Origin of the sequence: Stenotrophomonas sp. NPDC047960 (assembly GCF_043204395.1) — a bacterium.
Classification (GTDB): domain Bacteria; phylum Pseudomonadota; class Gammaproteobacteria; order Xanthomonadales; family Xanthomonadaceae; genus Stenotrophomonas.
This window is the reverse complement of the sequence record NZ_JBIDBX010000008.1, coordinates 180009-203366: the sequence shown is the minus strand read 5'-3', so window position 1 is coordinate 203366 and position 23358 is coordinate 180009. Positions and strand designations below refer to the sequence as shown.

At 67.8% G+C, this 23358-nt stretch carries 17 protein-coding genes; 13 read left to right on the top strand and 4 right to left on the bottom strand.

Features of this window, described 5'->3' with window-relative positions; all coding sequences use genetic code 11:
• Window positions 1-28 precede the first annotated feature (28 nt).
• The gene (locus tag ACGFZ3_RS17445) at window positions 29-2371 is read left to right on the top strand and encodes a GH92 family glycosyl hydrolase (RefSeq protein ID WP_392924029.1); all 2343 of its coding nucleotides are present in this window, start codon (window positions 29-31) and stop codon (window positions 2369-2371) included.
• A gap of 6 nt (window positions 2372-2377) precedes the next feature.
• Here ACGFZ3_RS17445 and ACGFZ3_RS17440 read toward each other — a convergent pair whose 3' ends face one another.
• Window positions 2378-3106, bottom strand: coding sequence for an SOS response-associated peptidase (locus tag ACGFZ3_RS17440; protein WP_392924026.1), 729 nt, complete (start codon window positions 3104-3106; stop codon window positions 2378-2380).
• Between the two features lie 94 nt (window positions 3107-3200).
• Here ACGFZ3_RS17440 and ACGFZ3_RS17435 point away from each other — a divergent pair, with 94 nt between their 5' ends.
• Window positions 3201-3998 carry an AraC family transcriptional regulator gene (locus ACGFZ3_RS17435; protein WP_392924023.1) on the top strand — a complete coding sequence of 266 codons (798 nt, stop codon included), beginning with the start codon at window positions 3201-3203 and terminating at the stop codon, window positions 3996-3998.
• Window positions 3999-4057: 59 nt separating this feature from the next.
• Here the strand turns inward: ACGFZ3_RS17435 and ACGFZ3_RS17430 are convergent, their stop codons facing one another.
• Entirely contained in the window at window positions 4058-5296 is a 1239-nt protein-coding gene (locus ACGFZ3_RS17430) for an MFS transporter (RefSeq protein WP_392924020.1), read from the bottom strand.
• Window positions 5297-5473: 177 nt separating this feature from the next.
• On the opposite strand from ACGFZ3_RS17430, the gene ACGFZ3_RS17425 reads away from it, so the two are divergent.
• The 11 genes from ACGFZ3_RS17425 to glgX all read left to right on the top strand — a co-directional run bounded on the left by ACGFZ3_RS17425 (window position 5474) and on the right by glgX (window position 22212).
• Window positions 5474-6838 (top strand): XAC2610-related protein, encoded by a 1365-nt coding sequence (locus ACGFZ3_RS17425; protein WP_392924017.1) that lies wholly within the window; start codon window positions 5474-5476, stop codon window positions 6836-6838.
• Between the two features lie 66 nt (window positions 6839-6904).
• Window positions 6905-7327, top strand: a complete 423-nt coding sequence (locus ACGFZ3_RS17420) for a DUF2231 domain-containing protein (protein ID WP_392924014.1) — start codon at window positions 6905-6907, stop codon at window positions 7325-7327.
• Complete coding sequence (locus tag ACGFZ3_RS17415; protein ID WP_392924011.1) at window positions 7324-8706, top strand: PQQ-dependent sugar dehydrogenase; 1383 nt, start codon at window positions 7324-7326, stop codon at window positions 8704-8706. The genes ACGFZ3_RS17420 and ACGFZ3_RS17415 overlap by 4 nt, the downstream gene beginning before the upstream one ends.
• Window positions 8707-8857: 151 nt before the next feature.
• Entirely contained in the window at window positions 8858-9676 is an 819-nt protein-coding gene (xth, locus tag ACGFZ3_RS17410; RefSeq protein ID WP_392924008.1) for an exodeoxyribonuclease III, read from the top strand.
• A 291-nt stretch (window positions 9677-9967) separates the two neighbouring features.
• Window positions 9968-11530, top strand: a complete 1563-nt coding sequence (gene glgA / locus ACGFZ3_RS17405; protein WP_392924005.1) for a glycogen synthase GlgA — start codon at window positions 9968-9970, stop codon at window positions 11528-11530.
• Window positions 11527-13758, top strand: a complete 2232-nt coding sequence (glgB, locus tag ACGFZ3_RS17400) for a 1,4-alpha-glucan branching protein GlgB (RefSeq protein ID WP_392924002.1) — start codon at window positions 11527-11529, stop codon at window positions 13756-13758. The genes glgA and glgB overlap by 4 nt, the downstream gene beginning before the upstream one ends.
• Window positions 13755-15497, top strand: coding sequence for a malto-oligosyltrehalose trehalohydrolase (gene treZ, locus ACGFZ3_RS17395; protein WP_392923999.1), 1743 nt, complete (start codon window positions 13755-13757; stop codon window positions 15495-15497). The genes glgB and treZ overlap by 4 nt, the downstream gene beginning before the upstream one ends.
• Window positions 15494-17410, top strand: coding sequence for a 4-alpha-glucanotransferase (locus ACGFZ3_RS17390; RefSeq protein ID WP_392923996.1), 1917 nt, complete (start codon window positions 15494-15496; stop codon window positions 17408-17410). Before treZ ends, ACGFZ3_RS17390 begins: the two co-directional genes overlap by 4 nt.
• Entirely contained in the window at window positions 17407-19920 is a 2514-nt protein-coding gene (gene treY, locus ACGFZ3_RS17385) for a malto-oligosyltrehalose synthase (protein WP_392923993.1), read from the top strand. Before ACGFZ3_RS17390 ends, treY begins: the two co-directional genes overlap by 4 nt.
• 10 nt (window positions 19921-19930) lie before the next feature.
• Complete coding sequence (locus ACGFZ3_RS17380) at window positions 19931-20095, top strand: DUF2934 domain-containing protein (RefSeq protein WP_392924260.1); 165 nt, start codon at window positions 19931-19933, stop codon at window positions 20093-20095.
• The gene (gene glgX / locus ACGFZ3_RS17375; RefSeq protein WP_392923990.1) at window positions 20092-22212 is read left to right on the top strand and encodes a glycogen debranching protein GlgX; all 2121 of its coding nucleotides are present in this window, start codon (window positions 20092-20094) and stop codon (window positions 22210-22212) included. Before ACGFZ3_RS17380 ends, glgX begins: the two co-directional genes overlap by 4 nt.
• Window positions 22213-22218: 6 nt before the next feature.
• On the opposite strand, the gene ACGFZ3_RS17370 is transcribed toward glgX, so the two are convergent.
• Together ACGFZ3_RS17370 and ACGFZ3_RS17365 are read right to left on the bottom strand one after the other, a co-directional pair.
• Entirely contained in the window at window positions 22219-22344 is a 126-nt protein-coding gene (locus ACGFZ3_RS17370; protein ID WP_392923987.1) for a hypothetical protein, read from the bottom strand.
• A gap of 9 nt (window positions 22345-22353) precedes the next feature.
• Entirely contained in the window at window positions 22354-23268 is a 915-nt protein-coding gene (locus tag ACGFZ3_RS17365) for a LysR family transcriptional regulator (protein WP_392923984.1), read from the bottom strand.
• Between the last annotated feature and the right edge of the window lie 90 nt (window positions 23269-23358).

Sequence of the window (23358 nt, the reverse complement as noted above, 5' to 3'; positions counted from 1 at the left end):
GGTTCACCTTGAATCGATCTAAATTCATATGAGCAGAGCGGGGAAGTCGGGGTGGGTGGCATTGGCCATGGGCGCCATGCTGGTGGCAGGGGGCGCGACAGCAGCGCCGCAGAGCGCAGGCGAACGCGCGTACGCGGCCGTGGACCCGTTCATTGGTACCGGCGGCGAAGGGCATACCTATCCCGGTGCGACGGTCCCGTTCGGCATGGTCCAGCTCAGCCCGGATACCCGCATCCAGCCGCGCGAAAAGGCCTACGACTGGGCTGCCGGCTACCGCCATGACGACAGCAGCATCGTCGGCTTCTCGCACACCCATTTCTCCGGCAGCGGCCATTCCGACCTGGGCGATGTGCTGGTAATGCCGTTCATCGGCGACCCCGGCCTGGAGCGTGGCGATCCGGAAAAGCCGCGCAGCGGCTATGCCTCGCGCTTCGACCACAAGGATGAAAAAGCGGAGCCCGGCTATTACGCCGTGACGCTGCAGGACTACAAGGTCCGCGCCGAACTCACCGCCAGCGCCCGCACCGGCGTGCACCGTTACACCTACCCGAAGGGCGAGTCGGCCAAGCTGCTGCTCGACCTGCGCACCAGCCTGTACGACTACCCCGGCAAGATCCTGTGGTCGCGCCTGCGCCTGCGCGAGGACGGCACCGTCACCGGCTTCCGCGAAACGCGCGGCTGGGCCCCGGGGCGCCAGCTGTATTTCGCCATGCGCTTCTCGCGCCCGCTCACCGGGCACGCGCTGCACAACACCGAAACCGATATCGCCTACAAGGGCTTCCCGCCGCCGGGCCAGAACAATCCCGAGCAGCGCCCGCAGATCGAAGGCCGCCAGCTGGTGGGCACGTTCGACTTCGGCAAGCTCGATGCCCCGCTGGTGGTCAGCGTGGCGATCTCCCCGGTAAGCGAAGCCGGCGCCATCGCCAACCTCGACGCCGAAGCGAAAGACCAGAACTTCGACCGCATCCGCGCCGACGCCCGCACGCAATGGCAGCAGGCGTTGTCGGTGCTGGACATCGAGGCCCCCGCGCATGACAAACGCAGCGCCTACACCGCGCTGTACCACAGCCTGCTCGGGCCAACGCTGTTCATGGACGTCGATGGCCAGTACCGTGGCTCGGACAACGCCGTGCACCGCGCCGAGGGCTACACCAATTACTCGACGTTCTCGCTGTGGGATACCTACCGCGCCCTGCACCCGCTGCTGACCCTGGTGCAGCCGGAACAGCGCACCAGCGACATGGTCAATTCGCTGCTGGCCCACCAGCACAACAGTGCCTACGGCATGCTGCCGGTGTGGGCGTTCCATGGCCAGGAAACCTGGTGCATGATCGGCTACCACGCGGTGCCGGTGATCGCCGATGCCTACGTCAAGGGCATCCGTGGCTTCGATGCCGACAAGGCCCTGCAGGCGATGGTGGCCACCGCCAACTACGGCCCCTACGATGGCATCGCGCAGTACCGCGAGCTGGGCTGGGTGCCGATCGATGAAGAGGGCGAAGCGGCGAGCAAGACGCTGGAGTATGCCTTCGACGACTGGACCATCGCCCGCATGGCCACGGCCATGGGCAAGTCCGACGTGGCCGCCGAGTTCGACAAGCGCGCCGGCAACTGGCGCAATGCCTTCGACGCCGAGACCGGGTTCATGCGCGCACGCAAGCGTGACGGCAGCTTCCGCACCCCGTTCGATCCCAGCGCAAGTGGGTACGGCACCGACTACACCGAAGGCAACGCCTGGCAGTACTCCTGGTATGTGCCGCAGGATGTGGCCGGTCTGGTCGATGTACATGGGGGTGCCGACAAGCTGCTGGCGCGCCTGGACGCGGTGTTCGATGCCAAGGTCGATCCGTCCATCTTCGAGCACATGGAAGACATCACCGGTCTGATCGGCTGGTATGCGCACGGCAACGAGCCCAGCCACCACGTGGCCTACCTGTATTCCTACGCAGGCCAGCCGTGGCGCGCGCAGTCGCGCCTGAAGCAGATCATGGACACCCAGTACGCCGACCGCCCCGATGGCCTGGCCGGCAATGACGACCTGGGCCAGATGTCGGCCTGGTACGTGTTCACCGCGCTGGGCTTCTACCCGGTGGCACCGGGCAGCACCGAGTACATCATCGGCCGCCCGTTCCTGCCCAAGGCGGTGCTGAACCTGCCCAACGGCAAGACCTTCCGCATCACCACCGAGGGCATGGGCAAGGGCCACGAGTACGTGGGTTCGGTGACGCTCAACGGCAAGCCGCTGAACCGCACCTTCCTGCGCCATGCGGAAATCCTGGCCGGCGGCGAACTGCACTTCACCCTGCAGGCAGCGCCTAACAAAGCATGGCCCGGTGAGGGCGCGGAACAGCCGTACTCGATGTCGCGCTGACCTCGCTCAGCTGTCTTCGTCCCAGCCATCGCCGTCCCCGTCAATCGGGGGCGGCGATGTCGTTTCAAGGTCCGGGTCGACCGGCTCCAGCAGCGTGTAGTCGTCGCGCTTGAGGTCGCGGAAGGCGCGCCCGACCGGATAGGCCTCCAGTGCCGGCGAGCGTACCCGCAGCGCGGCAGGCGTGTTGGCGGCACCGGAAAGCCATGCCAGTGCCAGCTCGGCGGGCAGGAACACCGGCCCATCCGGTGTCAGCGGTTCCGGAATGGAACGGTTGGGCGCGGTGAGCACGCTGAAGGAATCCATCGCGTTGCCTTCGCCGTCCTCCCAGTGCTCCCAGAGGCCGGCCGCCAGCAGGGCCAGGCCATCGCGGCGCTGCACGAACAGCGGCCATGGCGGGCGGCGCTGACGGTCCAGCTTGTAGTACCCGGTCATCGGAATCACGCACGGGCGTTCGGCCCAGGCCTTGGCGAAGATGCGGCTGCCGGGCGCCCGATCCAGCCGGGCAGTGACCGTGGTGTAGGGCGTATCCGGCGTCTTCGACCAGCGCGGCACCAGGCCCCAGACCATGTCGGTCACGATCAGCTCGCCATCGGCATTGCGCGCCAATACCGATGCGGTGGAGCCCTTGCCGATGTTGTAGCGGTCCGGCGCTGCGGCCACGGCAGTGGCGAGCGCGCGCGGCAGTCCGTCAGGGACCGATTCCGGCTCGGCGATGGCTTGGGCGAAACGACGCATGGGTGCAGGGTAGGGCGCGCGCCGTGAGCATGTGGTTGAGCGGCGGCACGGGCGGCGCTAAAGTCTCCGGGTGGTTGTTTCGCGGTATCTGCCCATGCCTCATCGGAAAAAAGACATCCGCCCTGTCGACGCTGCTGGGCAGCGCCTGCCGCTGGGTCCCGAGTCCGCGGTCATCTGCCGGGCGCGCGACTACGCCGCTGGTACGGTGATTCCGCTGCACCACCATCCGGACCGACACCAGCTCGTCTATGCCGCCTCCGGCGTACTGGTGGTGCAGGCTGGCGCCGGCCGCTGGGTGGTGCCCAGCACGCGCGCGATCTGGATGCCGGCCGGGATCGGCCACAAGGTGAGCTGCATCGGCGCGGTGCGCATGCGCAGCCTGTACATCCTGCCGCAGGCGATCGCCGACGCGCCGCCCAGCGCAGCGACCGTGTCGATCACCCCCTTGCTGGCCGAACTGATCAGTGCGGCCGCCATCGTGGCGCACCCCTACGGTCCGCACTCGCGCGACGGCCATCTCATGCAGCTGATCCTGGATGAACTGCAGGCGCTGCCGGTGCTGCCGCTGCATGTTCCCGAACCGGTCGACCCGCGCCTGCAGCAGATCGCGCAGCACTGGGAAACGTCGCCTGATGATGCCTCAACCCTGCAGGACTGGGCGCTGCGGCTGGGCGTGGACGCCAAGACCATCCAGCGCCTGTGCGCCCGCGAACTGGGCATGACATTCGGCCAATGGCGCCAGCAGATCCGCCTGGTCCGTGCGCTCGAACGCCTGGCCCACGGCGACAAGGTGATCGACGTAGCGCTCTCGCAGGGATACGCCAGCCCCAGCGCGTTCACCGCCATGTTCAAGAAGCGCTTCGGCCAGCTGCCCAGCCAGTTCTTCCAGTAACGCGGCAGTCTGGTGCGCGACGGTCGCACCGACTGTTGGCTTGGCTACCCCACAGCCGGCTATCGCATCGATGTCTTCGGCAGGAACGCAGTAGCCAACCCCAACAACGGCAGGAACGAGGTGAGGTGGTAGACCCACACGATGCCGTGAATGTCAGCCAGCTTGCCCAGCCCGGCCGCGCCGATCCCCCCGATACCGAACATCAGCCCGAACATCAGGCCCGACACCATGCCGACGCGTCCCGGTACCGCTTCCTGTGCATACACCACCAGCGCCGCAAACGCAGACGACATCACAAGGCCGACCGCAACGGCCAACACCGCCGTACCCATAAGGTTGGCGTAGGGCAGGGCGAGCGCGAACGGGGCCACGCCCAGGAAGGAAATCCAGATCACTGCCTTGCGCCCGATCCGGTCACCCACCGGGCCGCCAATGAAGGTGCCCAGCGCGATCGATGCCAGGAACACGAACAGGTACATCTGGCTCTGCTGCACGCTCAGGTGGAAGCGTTCGATCAGGTAGAAGGTGAAGTAGTTGGTGATGGAGGCGATGTACACGAACTTGGCGAACATCAGCACCGCGATCACCGCGATGGCCTGCACCACCTTGCCGCGGCCCAGGCCGATGCCATGCGAGCGCGCGAGGCTGTTCATCTTGGCCTTACCGTGGCGCACGGTCCAACCGGTCAGCCGGAACAGCACGAAGATGGCCACCGCTGCGATCAGCAGGAACCAGCCGATGGCGCGCTGGCCATGCGGAATCACCACGGCGGCGGCCAGCAGCGGGCCGATGGCCGAGCCGGTATTGCCGCCGACCTGGAAGGTGGACTGCGCGGTGCCGAATCGCCCGCCCGAGGCCATGCGGGCTACGCGCGAGGCTTCCGGGTGGAACGTGGCCGAGCCCACGCCGACCACGGCGGCGGCCAGCAGCAGCATTTCGTAACTGCTGGCCATAGCCATCAAGCCGATGCCGACGAAGGTGGCGATCATGCCGGAGGGCAGCAGGTAGGGCAGCGGGCGCTTGTCGGTGTACATGCCCACCCACGGCTGCAGCAGCGAGGCGGTGAACTGATAGACCAGCGCGATGGTGCCGATCTGGGCGAAGGTCAGCGCGAACTGGCTCTTGAACATCGGGTACACGGCCGGCAACACCGCCTGGATCATGTCGTTGAGCAGGTGCGCGAACGCGGCGGCACCGACGATGCGGATCGCGAAGCCCTGATGGGCAGGGTCGGCGGGGGCAGGCGAGACCGGTGAAACGGCGGCAGGCGAAGCGGATGGTGGGGTTTCTGTGCTCATGGGACCGTTGAAGGACAGCAGGGCCCGGGCCGGCCACCCTGCAATGGGTCCGGCGCGTGCTCCAGCCTGGGCCTGGTGGGGGACAAGCGAAGGAAGAGGGTATGCCAGATGCACGCTGCCGTCTCGCGCGATAGGGGCCACTATCGTCGCATTAGGGACATCACGCATGATGGCGGCATGAGAATCCGTTACGCCGCGTTGTTGCTTGCCCTCATGATTGCCCGCGCCGAAGCGGGACCGCTGCTCGAGCCCGGGATTTACCAGCTCTCGCCCGAGGCGCCCGAGGCAGAAACGGCGGCAGCGCCGGCCGCAGGCGAAATCCATCACGAAGCGCTTGCCAGCGCCGTTCCAGACGCGGCGAAGGTACGCTACGCCTTCGTGTCGCGCGATCCGGGCAAGGCCTTGAACAAGCTGGTGTTCGTCACCGATGCGGCGTACCGCTACGACATCAACAGCACCAGCCGGCTGTGCACGGCCTATGCCTTTCCCGATTGGAACGAACGTTCCGACGCACAGCCGTTCTGCCGCACCCACATTGGCAGCGCGGACACCGAAGCGGCGCTGGCCTGGACCGAACGTGGTTTCACGCTGCGCTGGGCCGACCAGAAAACGCTGATCCGTACCGAGCAGGTTGCCGCCACCCGCAAGCCCTCCCCGGATGAAATCGGTGCCTGCGCGGTGGGCGGCGTATGTGAGCCCGCCGCTTACGGCAGCGTTCTGCAGCACTACCAGGTAACCCACTATCGCGACGGGTTCTCCCTGCAGGCGCCACGACCCTACATCGACGTGTTCGCGGCGACCGTGGACACCCCGGTTTATCGAAGCGCCGAGGACGGCACGGCATCGGGCACGCTTGCCGCGGGGCGCTATGCCGGTGTGCTCAGCAGGGGCGCCGAATGGATCGGCATCGAAGAAGTGGCGGCGGGCGGTGCGACGACGCCCGGCTGGATCCGCCGGGATGATCTTGCCGGCGGGGAGTTGCGTATTCCCCAGCAGGCAACCACCGCCCACCTGCGTTTCGTGCTGGTCGTCGCGCCCGCCGACGACGATCAGGCGCTGTTGCAGGCCATCGACATCCTGGACGCCACCACCGGCCAGCGTCGGCAGATCCTGCGCGACATCGATGCCGAGCCGCTGAGCGCTGGCCCGGACGTGGTGCAGCTTCTGGACGCCAACTTCGACGGCTGGCCCGACCTCAGCGTGCCTGGGTACTCTGGCGGGGCAGGCCCGAATGCCACGCGGAACCTGTTCCTCTTCGATCCAGCGGCCCAGGCCTTCATGTTCGAGCCAACGCTGTCGAGCCTGCCGCAGCTGGACATCGACCCCGCCACGCGCACCCTCACGTCTGCCTCGCGCGGGGGCTGTTGCGCGCACGCCACCGAAACCTACCGCTATGTGGACGGGAAGCTGCAGCAGGTGGCCAGCTGGGAGGAATCGCTGTCGCCCGATGGCGAACACCTGCAGACGACGGAGGGCACCCTGCGCAACGGAACGATGAAGTACCGCACCCGCACGCGCAAGCTGCCCGCCGACTGGCGCTGAGCGCATCAACCCCCCGTCACGCACGCGGTGGCAGGATACCGGCTGCATTCCCCTCAGGAGACCGCCGTGTCCACAACCGCCGTCGTGACCCGCCACTGGGTCATCCATCCGTTCCATGCCGCCGTACTCGGCGGCGTGCTGCCGCTGTTCCTCGGCGCGCTGCTGGCCGATTACGCGTACTGGAACACCTATGAGATCCAGTGGAGCAACTTCGCCTCCTGGCTGCTGGTCGGGGCGATGGTGATGACCACGCTGGCCCTGCTGTGCGGTCTGGTAGGCCTGGTGCGCGGCAGCCGCAACGGCTTCTACGTCATCGTGCTGGCGGTCACCTGGATCGTGGGCTTCATCAACTCGCTGCACCACGCACGCGACGCCTGGGCCATCATGCCGGCCGCGCTGCTGTGGTCGGTGATCGTCACGGTGCTGGCGTTGATCGCCACCTGGCTTGGTTTCTCCAGCGTCCGTGTGCGCGTGGGAGGTGCCCTGTGAACCGCGTTTCTTCGAAGGTACTTGCACTCTCCGTGCTCGCCGTGGCCCTGGCGGCTTGCAGCGGCAAGGCGCCGGAGCTGCAGCAGATCGGCGCCAACCCGGAACTGCCCAACCCACATCGCGGCGTCATGCCCGACATGACCATCGCCAAGCCGACCGCCTGGGGCGATACCGTGCCCACCGTGCCGACCGGTTTCAAGGTCTCGGCGATCGCCACCGACCTGGCCATTCCGCGCCAGACCCTGGTGCTGCCGAACGGCGACATCCTGGTGGCCGAAGGCCGGGGCGGTAGTGCGCCCAACCTCAAGCCGAAAGACGTGATTGCCGGCAAGATCAAGGCCAAGGGCAATACGCAGGTCAAGAGCGGCAACCGCCTGACCCTGCTGCGCGATGCCGATGGCGACGGCGTCTATGAGCTGAAGACGGTGTTTGCCGACAAGCTCAATGCCCCCTACGGGCTGGCACTGGTGGGCAACGCGCTGTACGTGGCCAACCAGGATGCGCTGGTGCGCTTCGATTACACCGAAGGCCAGACCAAGGCCAGCGGTGCACCGACCAAGGTGACCGACCTGCCATCGGCCATCAACCACCATTGGACCAAGTCGCTGGCGGCCAGCGCCGATGGCAGCCATCTGTACGTGGGCATCGGCTCCAACAGCAACATCACCGAACGCGGCATGGCGGCGGAAATCGACCGTGCCCAGGTCTGGGAGATCGATGCGCAGACCGGCGCGCACCGCACCTATGCCAGCGGCATCCGCAACCCCACCGCATTGGCGGTGCAGCCCGGTACGGGCACGCTGTGGGCGGTGGTCAACGAGCGCGACGAGATCGGGCCGAACCTGGTGCCGGATTACCTCACCTCGGTGCGTGACGGTGGCTTCTATGGCTGGCCTTACAGCTACTGGGGCAAGCATGTGGACCGCCGGGTGATGCCGCAGAACCCGGAGAAGGTGGCGTCTGCGCTGACCCCGGACTTCGCGCTGGGCTCGCACGTGGCCGCGTTGGGGGTGGCGTTCGCCAACCCTGCAGTGGGCGGCAAGTTCACCGACGGCGTGTTCGTGGGCCAGCACGGCAGCTGGAACCGAAACCCGCCGGTGGGCTACAAGGTAGTGTTCGTGCCGTTCCGTGACGGCAAGCCGGCCGGCGACGCGATCGATTTCGCCACCGGATTCCGCGGTGATGACGGCAAGACCCGCGGCCGCCCGGTCGGCGTCAGCGTCGATCCGCGCGGCGCAGTGCTCGTGGCTGATGATCTGGCCAACACCATCTGGCGGATCACCCCGACCGCTGCACCCGCCACGCCAGCAGCACCGCCTTCGGCAACGCCGTCGACGCCTCCGGCAACCCCGTCGGCGCCGGAGGCCCCGGCGCCGTAGGGCCACGCCCTGTGTGGCTGCTTTGCGCCTGCGGCCCAACGCCGCAGGCGCAGACCCACACTCCACCGTGCGATGCCCACGTGAGCCGGATCTTGACGCGCACGCAGCGCAGTGACGGGGATACTGCTGACTCCTTTCGCAGGAGCACGGTATGGCCCGTCGCAGGCGCCTCCGGATTGCCACCTTCAACGTCAATGGCATCAAGACGCGGCTTCCGCATCTGTTGGCGTGGCTGGAAAAAGAGAAGCCGGACATCGTGGCGCTGCAGGAGCTCAAAGCGAGCCAGGATGCGTTTCCTGAAACCGAGATACGTGACGCAGGCTATGGTTGCCTGTGGCAGGGGCAACGAGCGTGGAACGGCGTGGCGCTGCTCGCCCGTGGGCAGGACCCGATCGAAAGCCGGCGTGGGCTTCCAGGCGACCGCAACGACGACCAGAGCCGCTATCTCGAGGCGGCGGCGCACGGCGTGCTGGTGGGAGGGCTGTACCTGCCCAACGGCAATCCGCAGCCCGGGCCGAAGTTCGATTACAAGCTGAAGTGGATGCAGCGGCTGCACAGCCATGCACTGGGGCTGGTCGGGCTTCCGCATCCGGTCGCGCTGATCGGGGATTTCAATGTGGTGCCGACTGACGCCGATATCTACGATCCCAAGTCGTGGCGACGGGATGCGCTGTTGCAGCCGGAGGCGCGAGAGGCGTACGCCGATCTGCTGGCACAGGGATGGACCGACAGCCTTCGCCAGATGCACGGCGACGCGCCGATATTCACGTTCTGGGATTACTTCCGCCAGCACTACGAACGTGACCGGGGCCTGCGGATCGACCACCTGCTGCTCAATCCCGTGCTTGCGGATGGGCTGAAGGATGCTGGCGTTGATCGCTGGGTAAGAGGGCTGGCGAAGGCGAGTGACCATGCCCCCACCTGGATCGAGGTTCTTGCAGCGTCACCGGTGAAAAGTGTGAACGCTTAAGACTCGGCGTTTTTACTGCGCCATGCACTGAGGTTCATGCCAGAGGCGCATGTCCATATGCGTTATGGAAAGCAGATGGTCGATCCGCAGGGGCAGATCGAGGCGCATTCTGGCGCTCGTGCGGTCGGTGGTCACGAAGTTGTCGCGCCGGGTTCACGAGTTGTTTATTCGCATCACAGGTAGATTCCAACCAAGGTTGACGCGCGACGGCTCCGGCGCCGCAGAAACCCCCCGCTCCTGGCGCAACGCCATGGGCACCCCCACAGCGGTTCCACCTTCGAGATAACCCCCATGTCGCCTCCGCGCGTCTCTGCTGTTCCTGTTCCTTTGCCTGTTCCCGCTGCAGAGGGCGCTGGTCGCGGCAACCGCGTGCGCCGCGCGCCCCGCCTGCGCGCGGTGGAAAGCACCCCTGCGCCCACCGCCAGGACCGCGCGTGCGCGACGCGTACTGTTCGTGACATCGGAAATGGCCGACTACATCAAGGCCGGCGGGCTGGGCGACGTGGCCGCATCGCTACCGCGCGCTCTGCGCGGGCGCTCCGACGTGCGCGTGCTCATCCCGGGCTATGACGAGGTGATTGCCGGTTCGCCCGACCTGCGTCTGGTCGGCCGCGTCCCGGCGCGCGCGGGCATTCCGGCCTGCGACATCGGCGAAGCCACGCTGCCGGATGGGCTGCCGGTGCTGGTACTGGTGTGTCCGGCGCTGTACCAGCGTGGCGGAAGCCCCTACGTCGATGGCAGCGGCCAGGACTGGAGCGACAACGCGGTGCGTTTTGCCGCGCTGTCGCGCGCCGCTGCGGTGATCGCCTGCGGCAATGCGGGGCTGGAGTGGCAGCCGGAACTGCTGCATCTCAACGACTGGCCGTGCGCGCTGGCAGCCGCCTACCTGCGCTGGTACGGCTCGGCTGTGCCGGCGCTGCTGACCATCCACAACCTTGCCTACCAGGGGCTGTTCCCGCTGGACCAGGCGGCGGCACTGGGCGTTTCGGCCGACCAGATGGACAGCATCACCTTCCACGGGCGGCTTTCCTTCCTGCAGGCCGGGATCGTCCACGCCGACCAGGTGAACACGGTCAGCGTCAGCTATGCCCGTCAGATCACCGGCCCGGAGCAGGGCTGCGGGCTTGACGCGTTGTTGTCGCGGCACGCCGCCAGCGGCCGCCTGAGCGGCATCGTCAACGGCATCGACAGCAGCTGGGATCCGCGCACTGATCGCCATCTTACCGAGCACTTCGACCTGCACCGCTGGGAGGGCCGGGTGGCCAACAAACGTCGCGTGCAGCGTGCGCTTGGCCTGCCCAACAGCGACGGCCCGCTGTTTGCAGTGGTGTCGCGGCTGGTTCACCAGAAGGGGCTGGACCTGAGCTGCGCGGTCGCCCATCAGATTGCCGCGGCCGGTGGGCAGCTGGCCATCATCGGCGGCGGTGAGCCGCGCATCGAAGCCGACGTGGCCGCGCTGTCGCGACGCTTTCCTTCCTCGGTGGGGGTTTATCCGGGGTTCGATGAAGGGCTGGCCCGCAAGATGTTTGCCGGTGCAGACTTCCTGTTGATGCCGTCCCGCTTCGAGCCGTGCGGACTGAGCCAGATGTACGCGCAGCGATTCGGCTGCCTGCCCATCGCCCATGCGACCGGCGGCCTGATCGATACGATCGAGGACGGCGTGACCGGGCTGCTGTTCGACTCCGCCGATGCCGATGCCCTGCGTCGCTGCGTGCAGCGCGCCTTCCGTACCTATCGCATGCCGGGCCTGCTCTCGGCGATGCGCCGCGCTGCGATGCTGCGGCCGGGCAGCTGGGACCTGGCCGGCTCCCATTACCTGCGGTTGTACGACCGCGTGCTGGAGCGTCAGGCATGAGTGAGGATGTGCGTGTGCGGTGCGAAGACCTTGTGGTTGATGAGCAGCGGGAGGAAGCCGCCGAGCCATTGCCCGTGGCGTACGCCGATCTGGTGGCCGGTCGACCCTGCGATGCGTTCGCGCTGCTGGGTCCGCACCAGCAGGCGGCAGGCTGGCAAGTGACGGTCTGGCTGCCGGGGGCACGCGGCGCCAGCGCACAGCTGTCGTCTGGCAGTTGGCTGGCGCTGGCGCGGGTAGACCCCGCGGGTCTGTTCCAGGCCCACGTCACAGAACGGGGTACGGGGCTGCTGCGCATCCAGTGGCCTGATCATGTGCAGGAGATCGAAGACGCCTATGCCTTCGGCATCCAACTGGCCGAATCGGACCTGCATGCATTGCGTGCCGGCGACCCCGATGCCGCGCGAGGTTGGCTCGGTGCGGTGGCGACCAGCTGCGACGGCGTGCGCGGGGTCCGCTTCGCGGTCTGGGCGCCGAACGCCAGCCGCGTGGCCGTGGTCGGCGATTTCAACGGCTGGGACACCCGCCGCCACCCGATGCGGCTGCGTCATGACGCGGGCGTCTGGGAGCTGTTCCTGCCGCGGGTGGAGGAGGGTGCCCGTTACAAATTCGCGCTGACCGCCGCAGACGGAAGTGCGGTGATGTTGAAGGCCGATCCGATGGCGCGCGCCTGCGAGTTGCCACCGGATACCGCCTCGCGTGTGCGCGCAGCGTCCCGCCACGAATGGAATGACAGTGGCTGGATGGAAAACCGGTCCATCCAGCCGGGTCAGGCGATCTCGGTTTATGAGGTGCACGCCGGCTCCTGGCGGCGCGACGCAGATGGCACCCCTCTCGACTGGAATGCGCTTGCCGCACAGTTGATTCCTTACGTGAAGGCGTTGGGGTTCACCCACGTGGAGCTGTTGCCGGTCAGCGAGCACCCGTTCGGCGGCTCGTGGGGCTATCAGCCACTGGGTCTGTTTGCACCCACCGCACGCCATGGCAGCCCGGATGACTTCGCCGCCTTCGTGGACCGCTGCCACCAGGCGGGTCTTGGGGTCATCGTGGATTGGGTGGGCGCCCATTTCCCCACCGATGCCCATGGCATGCAGCGGTTCGATGGCACCGCGCTGTACGAGCACGAGGACCCGCGCCTGGGGCTTCACCCGGACTGGAACACGCTGATCTACAACTACGGTCGCGCCGAAGTGGCCGCCTTCCTGATCGGCAGCGCATTGGAGTGGATTGATCGCTTCCATATCGACGGCCTGCGCGTGGACGCGGTTGCGTCCATGCTCTACCGCGACTACAGCCGCGCTGAAGGGGAGTGGCTGCCGAACGCCAACGGCGGGCGCGAGAACCTCGAGGCGGTGGCGTTCCTGCGCCGGTTCAACGATGCCATTCGCGCCCGCTTCCCGGATGTGCTGGTCATGGCCGAGGAATCGACGGCCTGGCCAGGCGTGACCGCTCCTACCGCTGCGCACGGACTGGGGTTCACCCATAAATGGAACATGGGCTGGATGCACGACACCCTGGCCTACCTGCACCGCGACCCCATCCACCGCTGCCACCACCACGGCGAGATGACCTTCAGTGCGATCTATGCCTTCAGTGAGCGCTTCATCCTGCCGCTGTCGCACGATGAAGTGGTGCACGGCAAGGGTTCGCTGCTGGCCAAAATGCCCGGTGACCGCGACCAGCAGCTGGCCAACCTGCGCGCGTGCTACGGCTTCATGTGGGCGCACCCGGGCAGCAAACTGCTGTTCATGGGCGGCGAGTTCGCCCAGCCGGCCGAATGGAACCACGACGCCAGCCTGGACTGGGACAGCGCCGCGCAGCCAGCACACGCCGGCATGGCCCGGCTGATCGGCGATCTCAACCGCCTGTTGCAGCAGGAACCCAGCCTGCGCCTTGGCAACGACGAGGAAGCAGGGTTCGAGTGGAGTGTCAGTGACGACCACCGCAACAGCGTGCTCGCCTTCGTTCGTCATGCCCCGGCAGGCGAGGGACGCTCCACGCTGGTGGTGTGCAACTTCACCCCGGTGACCCGTCACGGCTATCTGCTGGGGGTGCCGTCGGCGGGGCAGTGGTCCGAGCTGCTCAACACCGACAGTGCGTTCTACGGCGGCAGCAACATCGGCAATGCCGGTCGTGTGTCCACGCTTGCCCGGCCGATGCATGGCCACGCCCAGTCGCTGCCGCTGACCCTGCCACCCCTGTCGGTGCTTTACCTGCAGGCAGAGGAATGAGCGTCGAGGCAGGGCGCTGGGGTGCCTGGCCGGGCACGGACGGTCATTGGCACTTCTCGCTCTGGGCGCCCGCCGCGCGGCGCATGGATCTGCTGTTGGAAGGCGCCGAGCTGACGATGCAGCGCGACGACAGTGGCTGGTTCACGCTGCGCACCCCGGCGGCGGCAGGCATGCGCTATCGCTACCGCATGGACGGCGAACGCGTGGTGCCCGACCCGGCCTCGCGCGAGCAGCCGGAGGGCCTGTTCGGCCCCAGTGCACTCGCCCTCGATGACGCCTTTGCCTGGCAGCACCGGTCCTGGCGCGGGCGCCCCTGGCATGAGGCGGTGATCTACGAAGTGCACGTGGGCGCAGCGGGAGGCTCCTACGATGCCGTGCGCGCACAGCTGCCGCAGCTGGCGGCGCTGGGGTTCACCGCTATCGAACTGATGCCGCTGGCCACTTTCCCGGGCAACCGCAACTGGGGCTACGACGGCGTGCTGCAGTACGCGCCGGCTGCAGCCTACGGCACCCCGGATCAGCTGAGGGCGCTGGTCGACGCCGCCCACGGGCTGGGCCTGATGGTGCTGCTGGATGTGGTCTACAACCATTTCGGGCCGGATGGTAATCCGCTGCCGGCGCTCGCCCCAGGCTTTTTCCAGGAAGATGTACATACCCCGTGGGGGGCGGCCATCGACTTCCGCCGGCCCGAGGTGCAGCGCTATTTCATCGACAACGCGCTGATGTGGCTGCGCGACTACCGCATTGATGGACTGCGCCTGGACGCAGTGCATGCCATCCAGCCCACGGCGTTCCTGGAGACCCTGCGCGCGCGCATCCACGCGGCACTGCCCGGCCGCGAGATCGCGCTGGTGCTGGAGAATGAGCACAACCAGGCATCGCTGCTCGCCGCCGGCTTCACTGCGCAGTGGAACGACGACTTCCACAATGCGCTGCACGCGCTGCTGACCGGCGAGCATGAAGGCTATTACCGCGATTTCGCCGATGATCCGAACGGCCGCCTGCGTCGGGTGCTGGCCGAAGGTTTCGCCTGGCAGGGCGAGGTCAATGCATCCGGTCGGACGCGCGGTGAACCGAGTGCCGCCATTGCGCCGCGCCAGTTCGTGGTGTTCGCCCAGAACCATGACCAGATCGGCAACCGCGCGCAGGGCGAGCGCCTGCTGCAGCTGATCGGCCCGCGCCGGACCGCGCTGGCGCTGGCGCTGACCGCGTTGACCCCGGCGATTCCGCTGTTCTTCATGGGCGAACCCTGGGGGGCCACGACGCCGTTCCTGTTTTTCACCGACCACCGTCCGCCGTTGGACGTGCAGGTACGCGACGGGCGACGCGCCGAGTTTGCCCATTTCAGCAGTTTCCGCGACGACGCCCTGCGCGCCCGCATTCCCGACCCGAATGCGCCCGGTACGTTCGAGGCGTCGCGCTGCCCCTGGCCCGACCCGGGCGATGCGGAGGCAGCGTGTTGGCTGGGCTGGTTCAGCGCCCTGCTGGCGGTACGTGCGGCCTGTCTCGGAACCGCGGTCGACGTGCGTCCGCTCGGTGCCGAGGTGCTGGCGCCGGGGGTGCTGCGTGCCGGCTGGCAACTGCCCGGTGCGCAGTGGTGGATCGCATTCAACGCCAGCGATGCGGCCGAGGCCGTGAGCCTTCCGTCCGGTCGTGAAGTATTCAGGCTGGGTGCGGCGCGCGATGACGGGCGCTTGGAGCCGAACGGGCTGTATGCCGTTCTGGTCGATGGCGCATGAACGGCGCCGCGTCACTAAGCGCGCTGGCCGACGCGGTCGGTCTGAGTGTCGACTGGACCGACGTCGACGGACGGCCGCAGCGGGTGCACGAGGACGCGCTGGTGCCGCTGCTGGAGGCGCTCGGGGTACCGAGCGCGAATCCCGCACACCGACGCGACGCCCTGCTGTCACTGCGCTTGGCACGGCAGCGCCCCGTACTCTGCACCACCCTTGTGGGTGAGCGGGTGCAGGCGGGTCCCGCCGACGCGCCTTGCCTGTGGGAGCATGAGGACGGCGGTCGAGAGGAAGGACGTGCAGACGCGCACGGCAACGCGCAGGCACCCGCGCGCCCCGGCTATTGGACCCTGTCCTGCGGCGCGCGCAGCCAGCGCGTTGCTGTCGCTCCCGCACGTTGCTTCGGAGTGCCGGACGCGGTGAAGGGGCGATCGCACCCTTGGGGACTGGTGCTGCAGCCGTACGCGGCGCGCGGCCCGCATGATGGTGGGGTGGGCGATACCGCCGCGTGTGCTGCGTGGGCGCAACGCGCTGCGATCGCCGGTGCGGACGCGCTGGCCTTGGGGCCGGTGCACGCCGCCAACGGCATCGACGCCGCCTACAGTCCCTACTCGCCGGGCGACCGACGCTATCTGGAGGCGATCCATGCCGCGCCTGTGGACGCCTTTGGCGACATCGCACTACAGGTACTGGACCAGCATCCTGCGCTGCGCGAGAAGCTCGCCGCGCAGGAGGACGCGACGCTGATCGACTGGCCCGCTGCCGCCGGGGCAAAGTGGGCGTGGCTGGCCGCGGTGCACGCCGCCGTTTCTGCAGATCCAGCAGCAGCCGAGGACCTGCAGCGCTTCGTTGAAGAGGGAGGGCAGGCGCTGGAGCGGCACGTCGCGTTCTCGCACCCGCACGCAGGCGTGTCTGCACCGCTGTACCGGTTCGGGCAATGGGTGGCAAGCCGTGGCTGGCGACGGGCGCAGCATCTGGCGCGAGGCGCCGGCATGGGTATCGGCCTGATCGCCGATCTGGCGGTGGGTTTCGATCCCCGTGGTGCCGAAGCTGATGCTGCGGGCAGCGCCCGCCTGCAGGGCCTGGTGCTGGGAGCGCCCCCCGACGCATTCTGCGCCGGCGGCCAGGTATGGGGAGTGACCAGCTATTCTCCGCAGGGACTGCACGAACTGGGCTTTGCGCCTTTCATCGCGCTGCTGCGCGCGGTGATGCGCGACCGCGGCGGACTTCGCATCGATCACATCCTGGGCTGGCAACGGCTGTGGGTGGTGCCGGAAGGGGCCGGCGCAGGGCAGGGCGCCTACCTGCGCTACCCGCTGCAGGACCTGCTCAACATCGCGGCAATTGAGTCCTGGCGGCAGCGCTGCATCGTCATCGGCGAAGACCTTGGCGTGGTTCCGCCCGGCATCCGCCAGACACTGGCCGCGCGCGGTGTGCTGGGCATGGATGTGCTTGCGTTCGCCCGCGACGAGGCAGGCGGCTTCCTGTCGCCCCGGGCCTGGCGCGCGGACGCGGTGGCGATGACCGGCACCCATGATCTTCCTACCCTGGTCGGATGGCGGCGTGGCCTCGACCTGGGCTGGCGGCACCGTCTGGGTGAGATGGATGACATTGCCCTGCAGGCGCAGGCCGCCGAACGCGCGGCCGATGTGCAGCGCCTCGATCTCGCGCTGGGCCAACCGGCCGGGAATGAAACAGACGTGCGCCTGGCTGCGCTGGAGTATGTAGCGTCCAGCCCGGCCGCGCTGGCGCTGCTGCCGGTGGAAGACGCGCTCGGCATGGCCGAACAGGTGAACCTGCCGGGCACCGTGGCCACCCATCCCAATTGGCGGCAACGCCTGCCCGTATCGGGCGCTGGACAGACACTGGAGGATTCGATGGCCCGTTTCGCAGCCGCACGCCGCAGGGCCGAGGCATGAGCATCGTGCGTGCGACCGTCCGGCTGCAGCTGCATGCCGGCTTTACCCTCTACGACGCCGCGCGCGAGCTCGATTATTACGCCGCGCTTGGCATCAGCCACCTGTATCTGTCTCCGGTCTGGCACGCCGTGCCAGGCTCAACGCACGGGTACGACGTGGTTGATCCCAGTGCGATCAACCCCGCCCTGGGGGGCGAGGACGCCCTGCGCGCCCTGGCGGCGCAGGCGCGTGCGCTCGGCATGGGGCTGGTCCTCGACATCGTGCCCAATCACATGGCCGCGCACGCCGACAACCGCTGGTGGTGGGACGTGCTTCGGCACGGGCGTCAAAGCGCGTACGCACACTGGTTCGACATCGACTGGCGCGCGCCCCTGTCGCAGGGCCGCCTGCAGGTGCCCGTGCTGGACCGGCCGCTGGACGCTGCGTTGGACGAAGGCGCGTTGCGCATCGACAGCAGCGGCAGCGAACCGGTGCTGCGCCACCACGACACGCGGCTGCCGCTGGCGCCGGGCAGCGTGCCCGACACGCCCGCGCCTGACCTGCGCGCGGTGGTGGGCGCGCAGGCGTACCGGCCGCTGTGGTGGCGGCTGGGCGATGACCGCCTCAACTACCGGCGTTTTTTCACCATCTCCTCGCTGGTCGGACTGCAGGTGCAGCACGACGACGTGTTCGATACCGTACACCGGTTGCCGTTGGCGTTGCTGGCCGAGGGCCTGGTTGACGGGCTGCGCGTGGACCACGTCGATGGTCTGGCCGACCCGCAGGCCTACCTGCAACGACTGCGGGCCGCCATGGATCACGCGTGGGGCCAACGCGCGGAGCGGCCCCTGCTGTGGGTGGAAAAGATCCTGGCGCCGGACGAGGACCTCCCATCCGGATGGGACTGTGACGGCACCACCGGCTACGACTTCATGGACCAGGTCGGGGCGTGGCTGCACCAGTCCTCGGGTGAAGCGCCACTGGCGCGGCAGTGGCGCCAGTCCACGGCCCGGACCGCACGTTTCAGCAGCGAGGAGCGGCTGGCGCGCCGTGAAGTCCTGGAGCGCGGCCTCCGGAGCGAGTTCGATGCGCTGCTGCGGCTGGTGGTGAAACACGAGCGCAGTGCGGTGCAGCCGGGCGCACGGCTGGGCCGCGCGGTCCTGTCGCGGGGGCTGACCGCACTGCTGGTCCGGTTCCCGGTGTACCGCACCTATGCGACGGCGACGACGGCCCATGACGCCGATCGCCAGCGCTGGGACAACGTGCTGGACGGGGTGGCAGGCGAAGAGCCCGAGGACACGGCACTGGCCGCACGCTGGATCGCCGCACGATTCTGGCAGGACGCCACCGCGGAAGCCGATCTGCAGGCGCGCGCAACGCTGCGCCGGCGATTCCAGCAGCTCAGCGCCCCGCTCAATGCCAAAGCGGTCGAAGACCGGGCCTTCTACCGTCATGGCGTGTTGCTGTCGCGCAATGAAGTGGGCAGCCACCCCGATCATTTCGCGCTGTCCAGCCGTGCCCTGCACACGCGGACGCAGATGCGCGCCAGCCGCCACCCGCAGGCGATGCTGGCGACCGCCACCCACGATCACAAGCGGGGCGAAGACAGCCGCGCCCGCCTGGCGGTGTTGTCCGAACGTCCGCAGTGGTGGGCGCGGCAGACCCGCTCGCTGGACCGCCGCGCGGCCCGCCTGGGTCTGGCCCTGCCGCCGCCGGCAGTTTGCCAGATGCTCTGGCAGACCCTGCTGGGCGCCTGGCCGACGCAGGGCATCGAGGATCCCGCACGCTTCGCCGCGCGCATCGTGGCGTGGCAGTGCAAGGCACTGCGCGAATCCGACCTGTTCTCCTCGTGGACCGACCCCGATGCGGTGATGGAGCAGAGGGTGCAGACCTTCATTGAAACGCTCCTGCTGCATCCGGCTACGGGGTCGCTGCGCAACGTGCTGGAGCAGGCGGTCGCCCACGTGGGTGCCGCTGGCGCGCGCAATTCACTTGCACAGGTCGCCCTTCGGCTGACCCAACCCGGTGTTCCCGATCTGTACCAGGGCACTGAAGGCTGGGACCTGTCGCTGGTGGATCCGGACAATCGAGCGCCGGTGGATCATGCGCAGCGCCGTGCCTGGCTGGAAGATCGCCGCTCGTGGCCACAGCTGCTTTCAGACTGGCAGGACGGCGCGGTCAAGGCACGCCTTGTGCAGCGCCTGCTTGCGCTGCGGCAGGCCCGACCCGCGCTGTTCGCCGGCGGAGACTACCAGCCGCTGCACGCCGACCGCGAGGTGCCGATGCTTGCCTTCCTGCGTCGGCATGCGCACGACTCGCTGCTGGTCGCGGTGGCGCGGCATACCGTGCTGCAACCTGCGCGACAGGGTGCAGCCCTGGGCGACTCACACGCAGCCGGTGCGCTCCTGGTGATTCCCCAGGGGACGTACCGCAACGTTCTGACCGGCGCCTCCCTCGTGAGCGACGGTTCTCCCATGCGACTGCGGCAGCTGTTCAACGGCAGCCCGGTTGCGATCTACTCCACCTGCTGAGACGACGATGATGGACGAACAACAGAAGGCCGAACGCACCCGGGAACTGGCCCGGCAGATCTGGGAGGCCGAGGGGCGCCCGGATGGGCACTCGGCGCGTCACTGGCAGATGGCCGAGCGGCTGGTCGCCGCTGAGATCGAAGCGTCCCTGCATGACCAGGAGGCCAGCCGATGAGCCGCGCCACCAGCACCAGCCATTCTCGGGTGAAGGCCGGAAGGCCCTATCCGCTGGGCGCGACCTGGGACGGGCTGGGGGTGAACTTTGCCCTGTACTCCCGCCATGCCACCCAAGTGGAGCTGTGCCTGTTCAACGAAAAAGGCCGCGAGGTGGAGCGGATCCGCCTGCCCGAATATACCGACGAAATCTGGCACGGCTACCTGCCCGATGCGCGTCCGGGACAGCGCTACGGGTATCGTGTGCATGGGCCGTACGCGCCCGATGCCGGCCACCGCTTCAATCCCAACAAGCTGGTAATGGACCCTTACGCCAAGCAGCTGGTCGGGCAGATCAAATGGGCGCCGCACCTGTTCGGCTACACCATCGGGCACAAGGACAAGGACCTGAGTTTCGACCGGCGTGACAGCGCCGCGTACGTGCCGCGCTGCGTGGTGGTCGACCCGGCGTTCACCTGGGGCGACGACCGTCGTCCATCGGTACCGTGGGACCGCACCGTGATCTACGAAGCGCACCTGCGGGGGCTTTCGATGCAGCATCCCGAGGTTCCGGAGGCTTCGCGCGGTACGTTCTCGGCGCTGCGCGCCGACGCGATCACCGACCATCTGCGTCACCTCGGGGTGACCGCGCTGGAACTGCTGCCGGTGCATGCGCACGTGGATGACCAGTACCTGGTGGAGCGCGGGCTCAAGAACTATTGGGGCTACAACACGCTGGGTTTCTTCGCGCCGGACCCGGCGTATCTGTCCACCACTACCATCGCCGAGTTCAAGCAGATGGTGGCCAGCCTGCACCATGCCGGCCTGGAGCTGATTCTCGATGTGGTCTACAACCACACGGCCGAGGGCAATGAACTGGGGCCCACGTTGTCGTTCAAGGGCATCGACAACGCCAGCTACTACCGCCTGGCCGATGACCGCCGTTACTACATCAACGACACCGGCACCGGCAACACCTTCGACCTGACCAATGCCGGCGCACTGCGCATGGTGATGGATTCGCTGCGCTACTGGGTGCAGGACATGCACGTGGACGGGTTCCGCTTCGACCTCGCCACCATCCTTGGCCGCGAGCGGGCCGGGTTCGATCCGTCCGGCAGCTTCCTCGACGCGGTACGCCAGGACCCGGTGCTGAGCCAGGTCAAGCTGATCGCCGAACCGTGGGATATCGGCCCGGGTGGGTACCAGTTGGGCAACTTCGCACCCGGCTGGGCCGAGTGGAATGATCGTTTCCGTGACAACCTGCGTGCCTTCTGGAAGGGCGATGAAGGGCAGCTGTCCGAATTCGCCACACGCCTGATGGGGTCGGCCGATCTGTTCGACCACAACGGCCGTCGGCCGCCGGCCTCGGTCAATTTCGTGACCGCCCACGACGGCTTCACCCTGCACGACCTGGTCAGCTACAACGACAAGCACAACATCGACAATGGCGAGGAAGGTCGCGACGGCAGCGACCACAATATTTCCTGGAACCACGGCGCGGAAGGCGCTACGGACGACGCGGGCATCCTAGCGCTGCGCCGTCGGCAGATGCGCAACCTGCTGGCCAGCCTGCTGTTGGCCCAGGGCACGCCGATGCTGCTGGCCGGCGACGAATTCGGCCGCACCCAGAATGGCAACAACAATGCGTATTGCCAGGACAACCCGATCAACTGGATCGACTGGGAGCGCGCGGCCAGTGAAGAGGGCCAGCAGCAGTCGCAGTTCGTCCGTCGCCTGCTGGCGCTGCGCCGCCGCTATCCACAGCTGCGTCGCAGCCGCTTCCTTGACGCTCGCGACGGCCACGAGGCTGACGCCGCGCACTGGATCCGTCCGGATGGGCAGCCGATGCAGGAGGCCGATTGGCACGCTCCGCAGCAGCGCGCGTTGATGCTGCAGTTGCCGGCCATGCCGCAGGAGGGCGAGGCACACGCGGCCGAAAGCACACAGCTGCTGTTGCTGATCAATGCTGCCGCTGAACCACAGGTGTTCGTGCCACCCACGGCCGACAATACCCCGTGGCGGCTGCTGATCACCTCGGTGGACGACACGCCGGTGCAGGCCGACGACCAGGGCACGTGGCGGTTGCCGGATCGTGCGATCGCCCTGCTGGCCAGTCGTGGCGGCGGGTCGCACTGACCCGCGTCAGGGATCGTCGCCGGGCGTCATCCCGGGTGGCCGCGACAGCCACTCGGGGCCGGCGCGGGCGCGGTCATGGCCGACCTCGTACAGGACTTTCATGCGTTCCGGGTCAACGCTGGTCGCACGCATGGCGTGCCCCTACGGGCGATCCCAGTTGCCGAATCCCTCCAGCAGGAACGCCGTCACCTCGCGGACCTTGCGGGAGCGCAGCTTGTTCTCGGGCGAGAGCAGCTGGATGTAGGAGGTCTCGGTCGCGACCGAGCCCTCCCACGCCCCGAGCAATGGCACCAGTTGCTGCTTCGCGAAGCTTTCGCGGTGGTACAGCCAGCTGGGGAACAAGACCACGCCGTGCCCTTCGAGCGCCGCGGCGAGCAGCACTTCGGCGTTGTTGCTGCACAACGGCCCGCTGACGTTGATGCCTTCGAACGGCTGCGATGCCTCCTCGCGGAAGTACCAGCGCTGGGTGCCGAACTGGCCCTTGTAGAGCAGGCAGCGGTGGTCCAGCAGGTCGGCGGGCACCTGCGGCGTACCGTGCGCGGCCAGGTAGGCCGGGCTGGCGGCCACGATCTGCTGCTGGGCAGCGACGGTCCTGCCGATCAATCCCGAATCCACCTGCGGCCCGATCCGCACCGTGATGTCCACGCCTTCCTGCACCGGGTCGATGTAGGCGTCGGTGAGCTGCAGTTCCACATCCAGCGCCGGGTGCCCGGCCTGGAGCGCGTTGATCAGTGCGGCCACGTGCAGCCGCCCGAACGCTTCCGGCGCATTGATCCGCAGCCGGCCACTCAACCCGCCGTCATCGCGCCCCAGGTCGTCCACGGCCGCATCGAGCAGTTCGATGGCTTCGCGCACCTGCTGGTGGAAGCGCTCGCCGTCCTCGGTGAGCCGCACCGCGCGGGTGCTGCGGTAGAACAGCTGGCGGCCCAGGTCTTTTTCCAGCGCGGCGATGAAGCGCGACACCGAGGAGGCCGGTACCCGGAAATGCCGGGCGGTGGCCAGGAAGCTGCTGGTACTCGCCACCATCAGGAAGTAGCGCAGGGCCTTGAGCTGCATGGGGAGTGCTCCATGAATGCCATTTGAGCAATTGTGATTTGCCCGTTGGCTGGATTGTAGCTGTATCGGCATCTGTCTAGCATGCACACC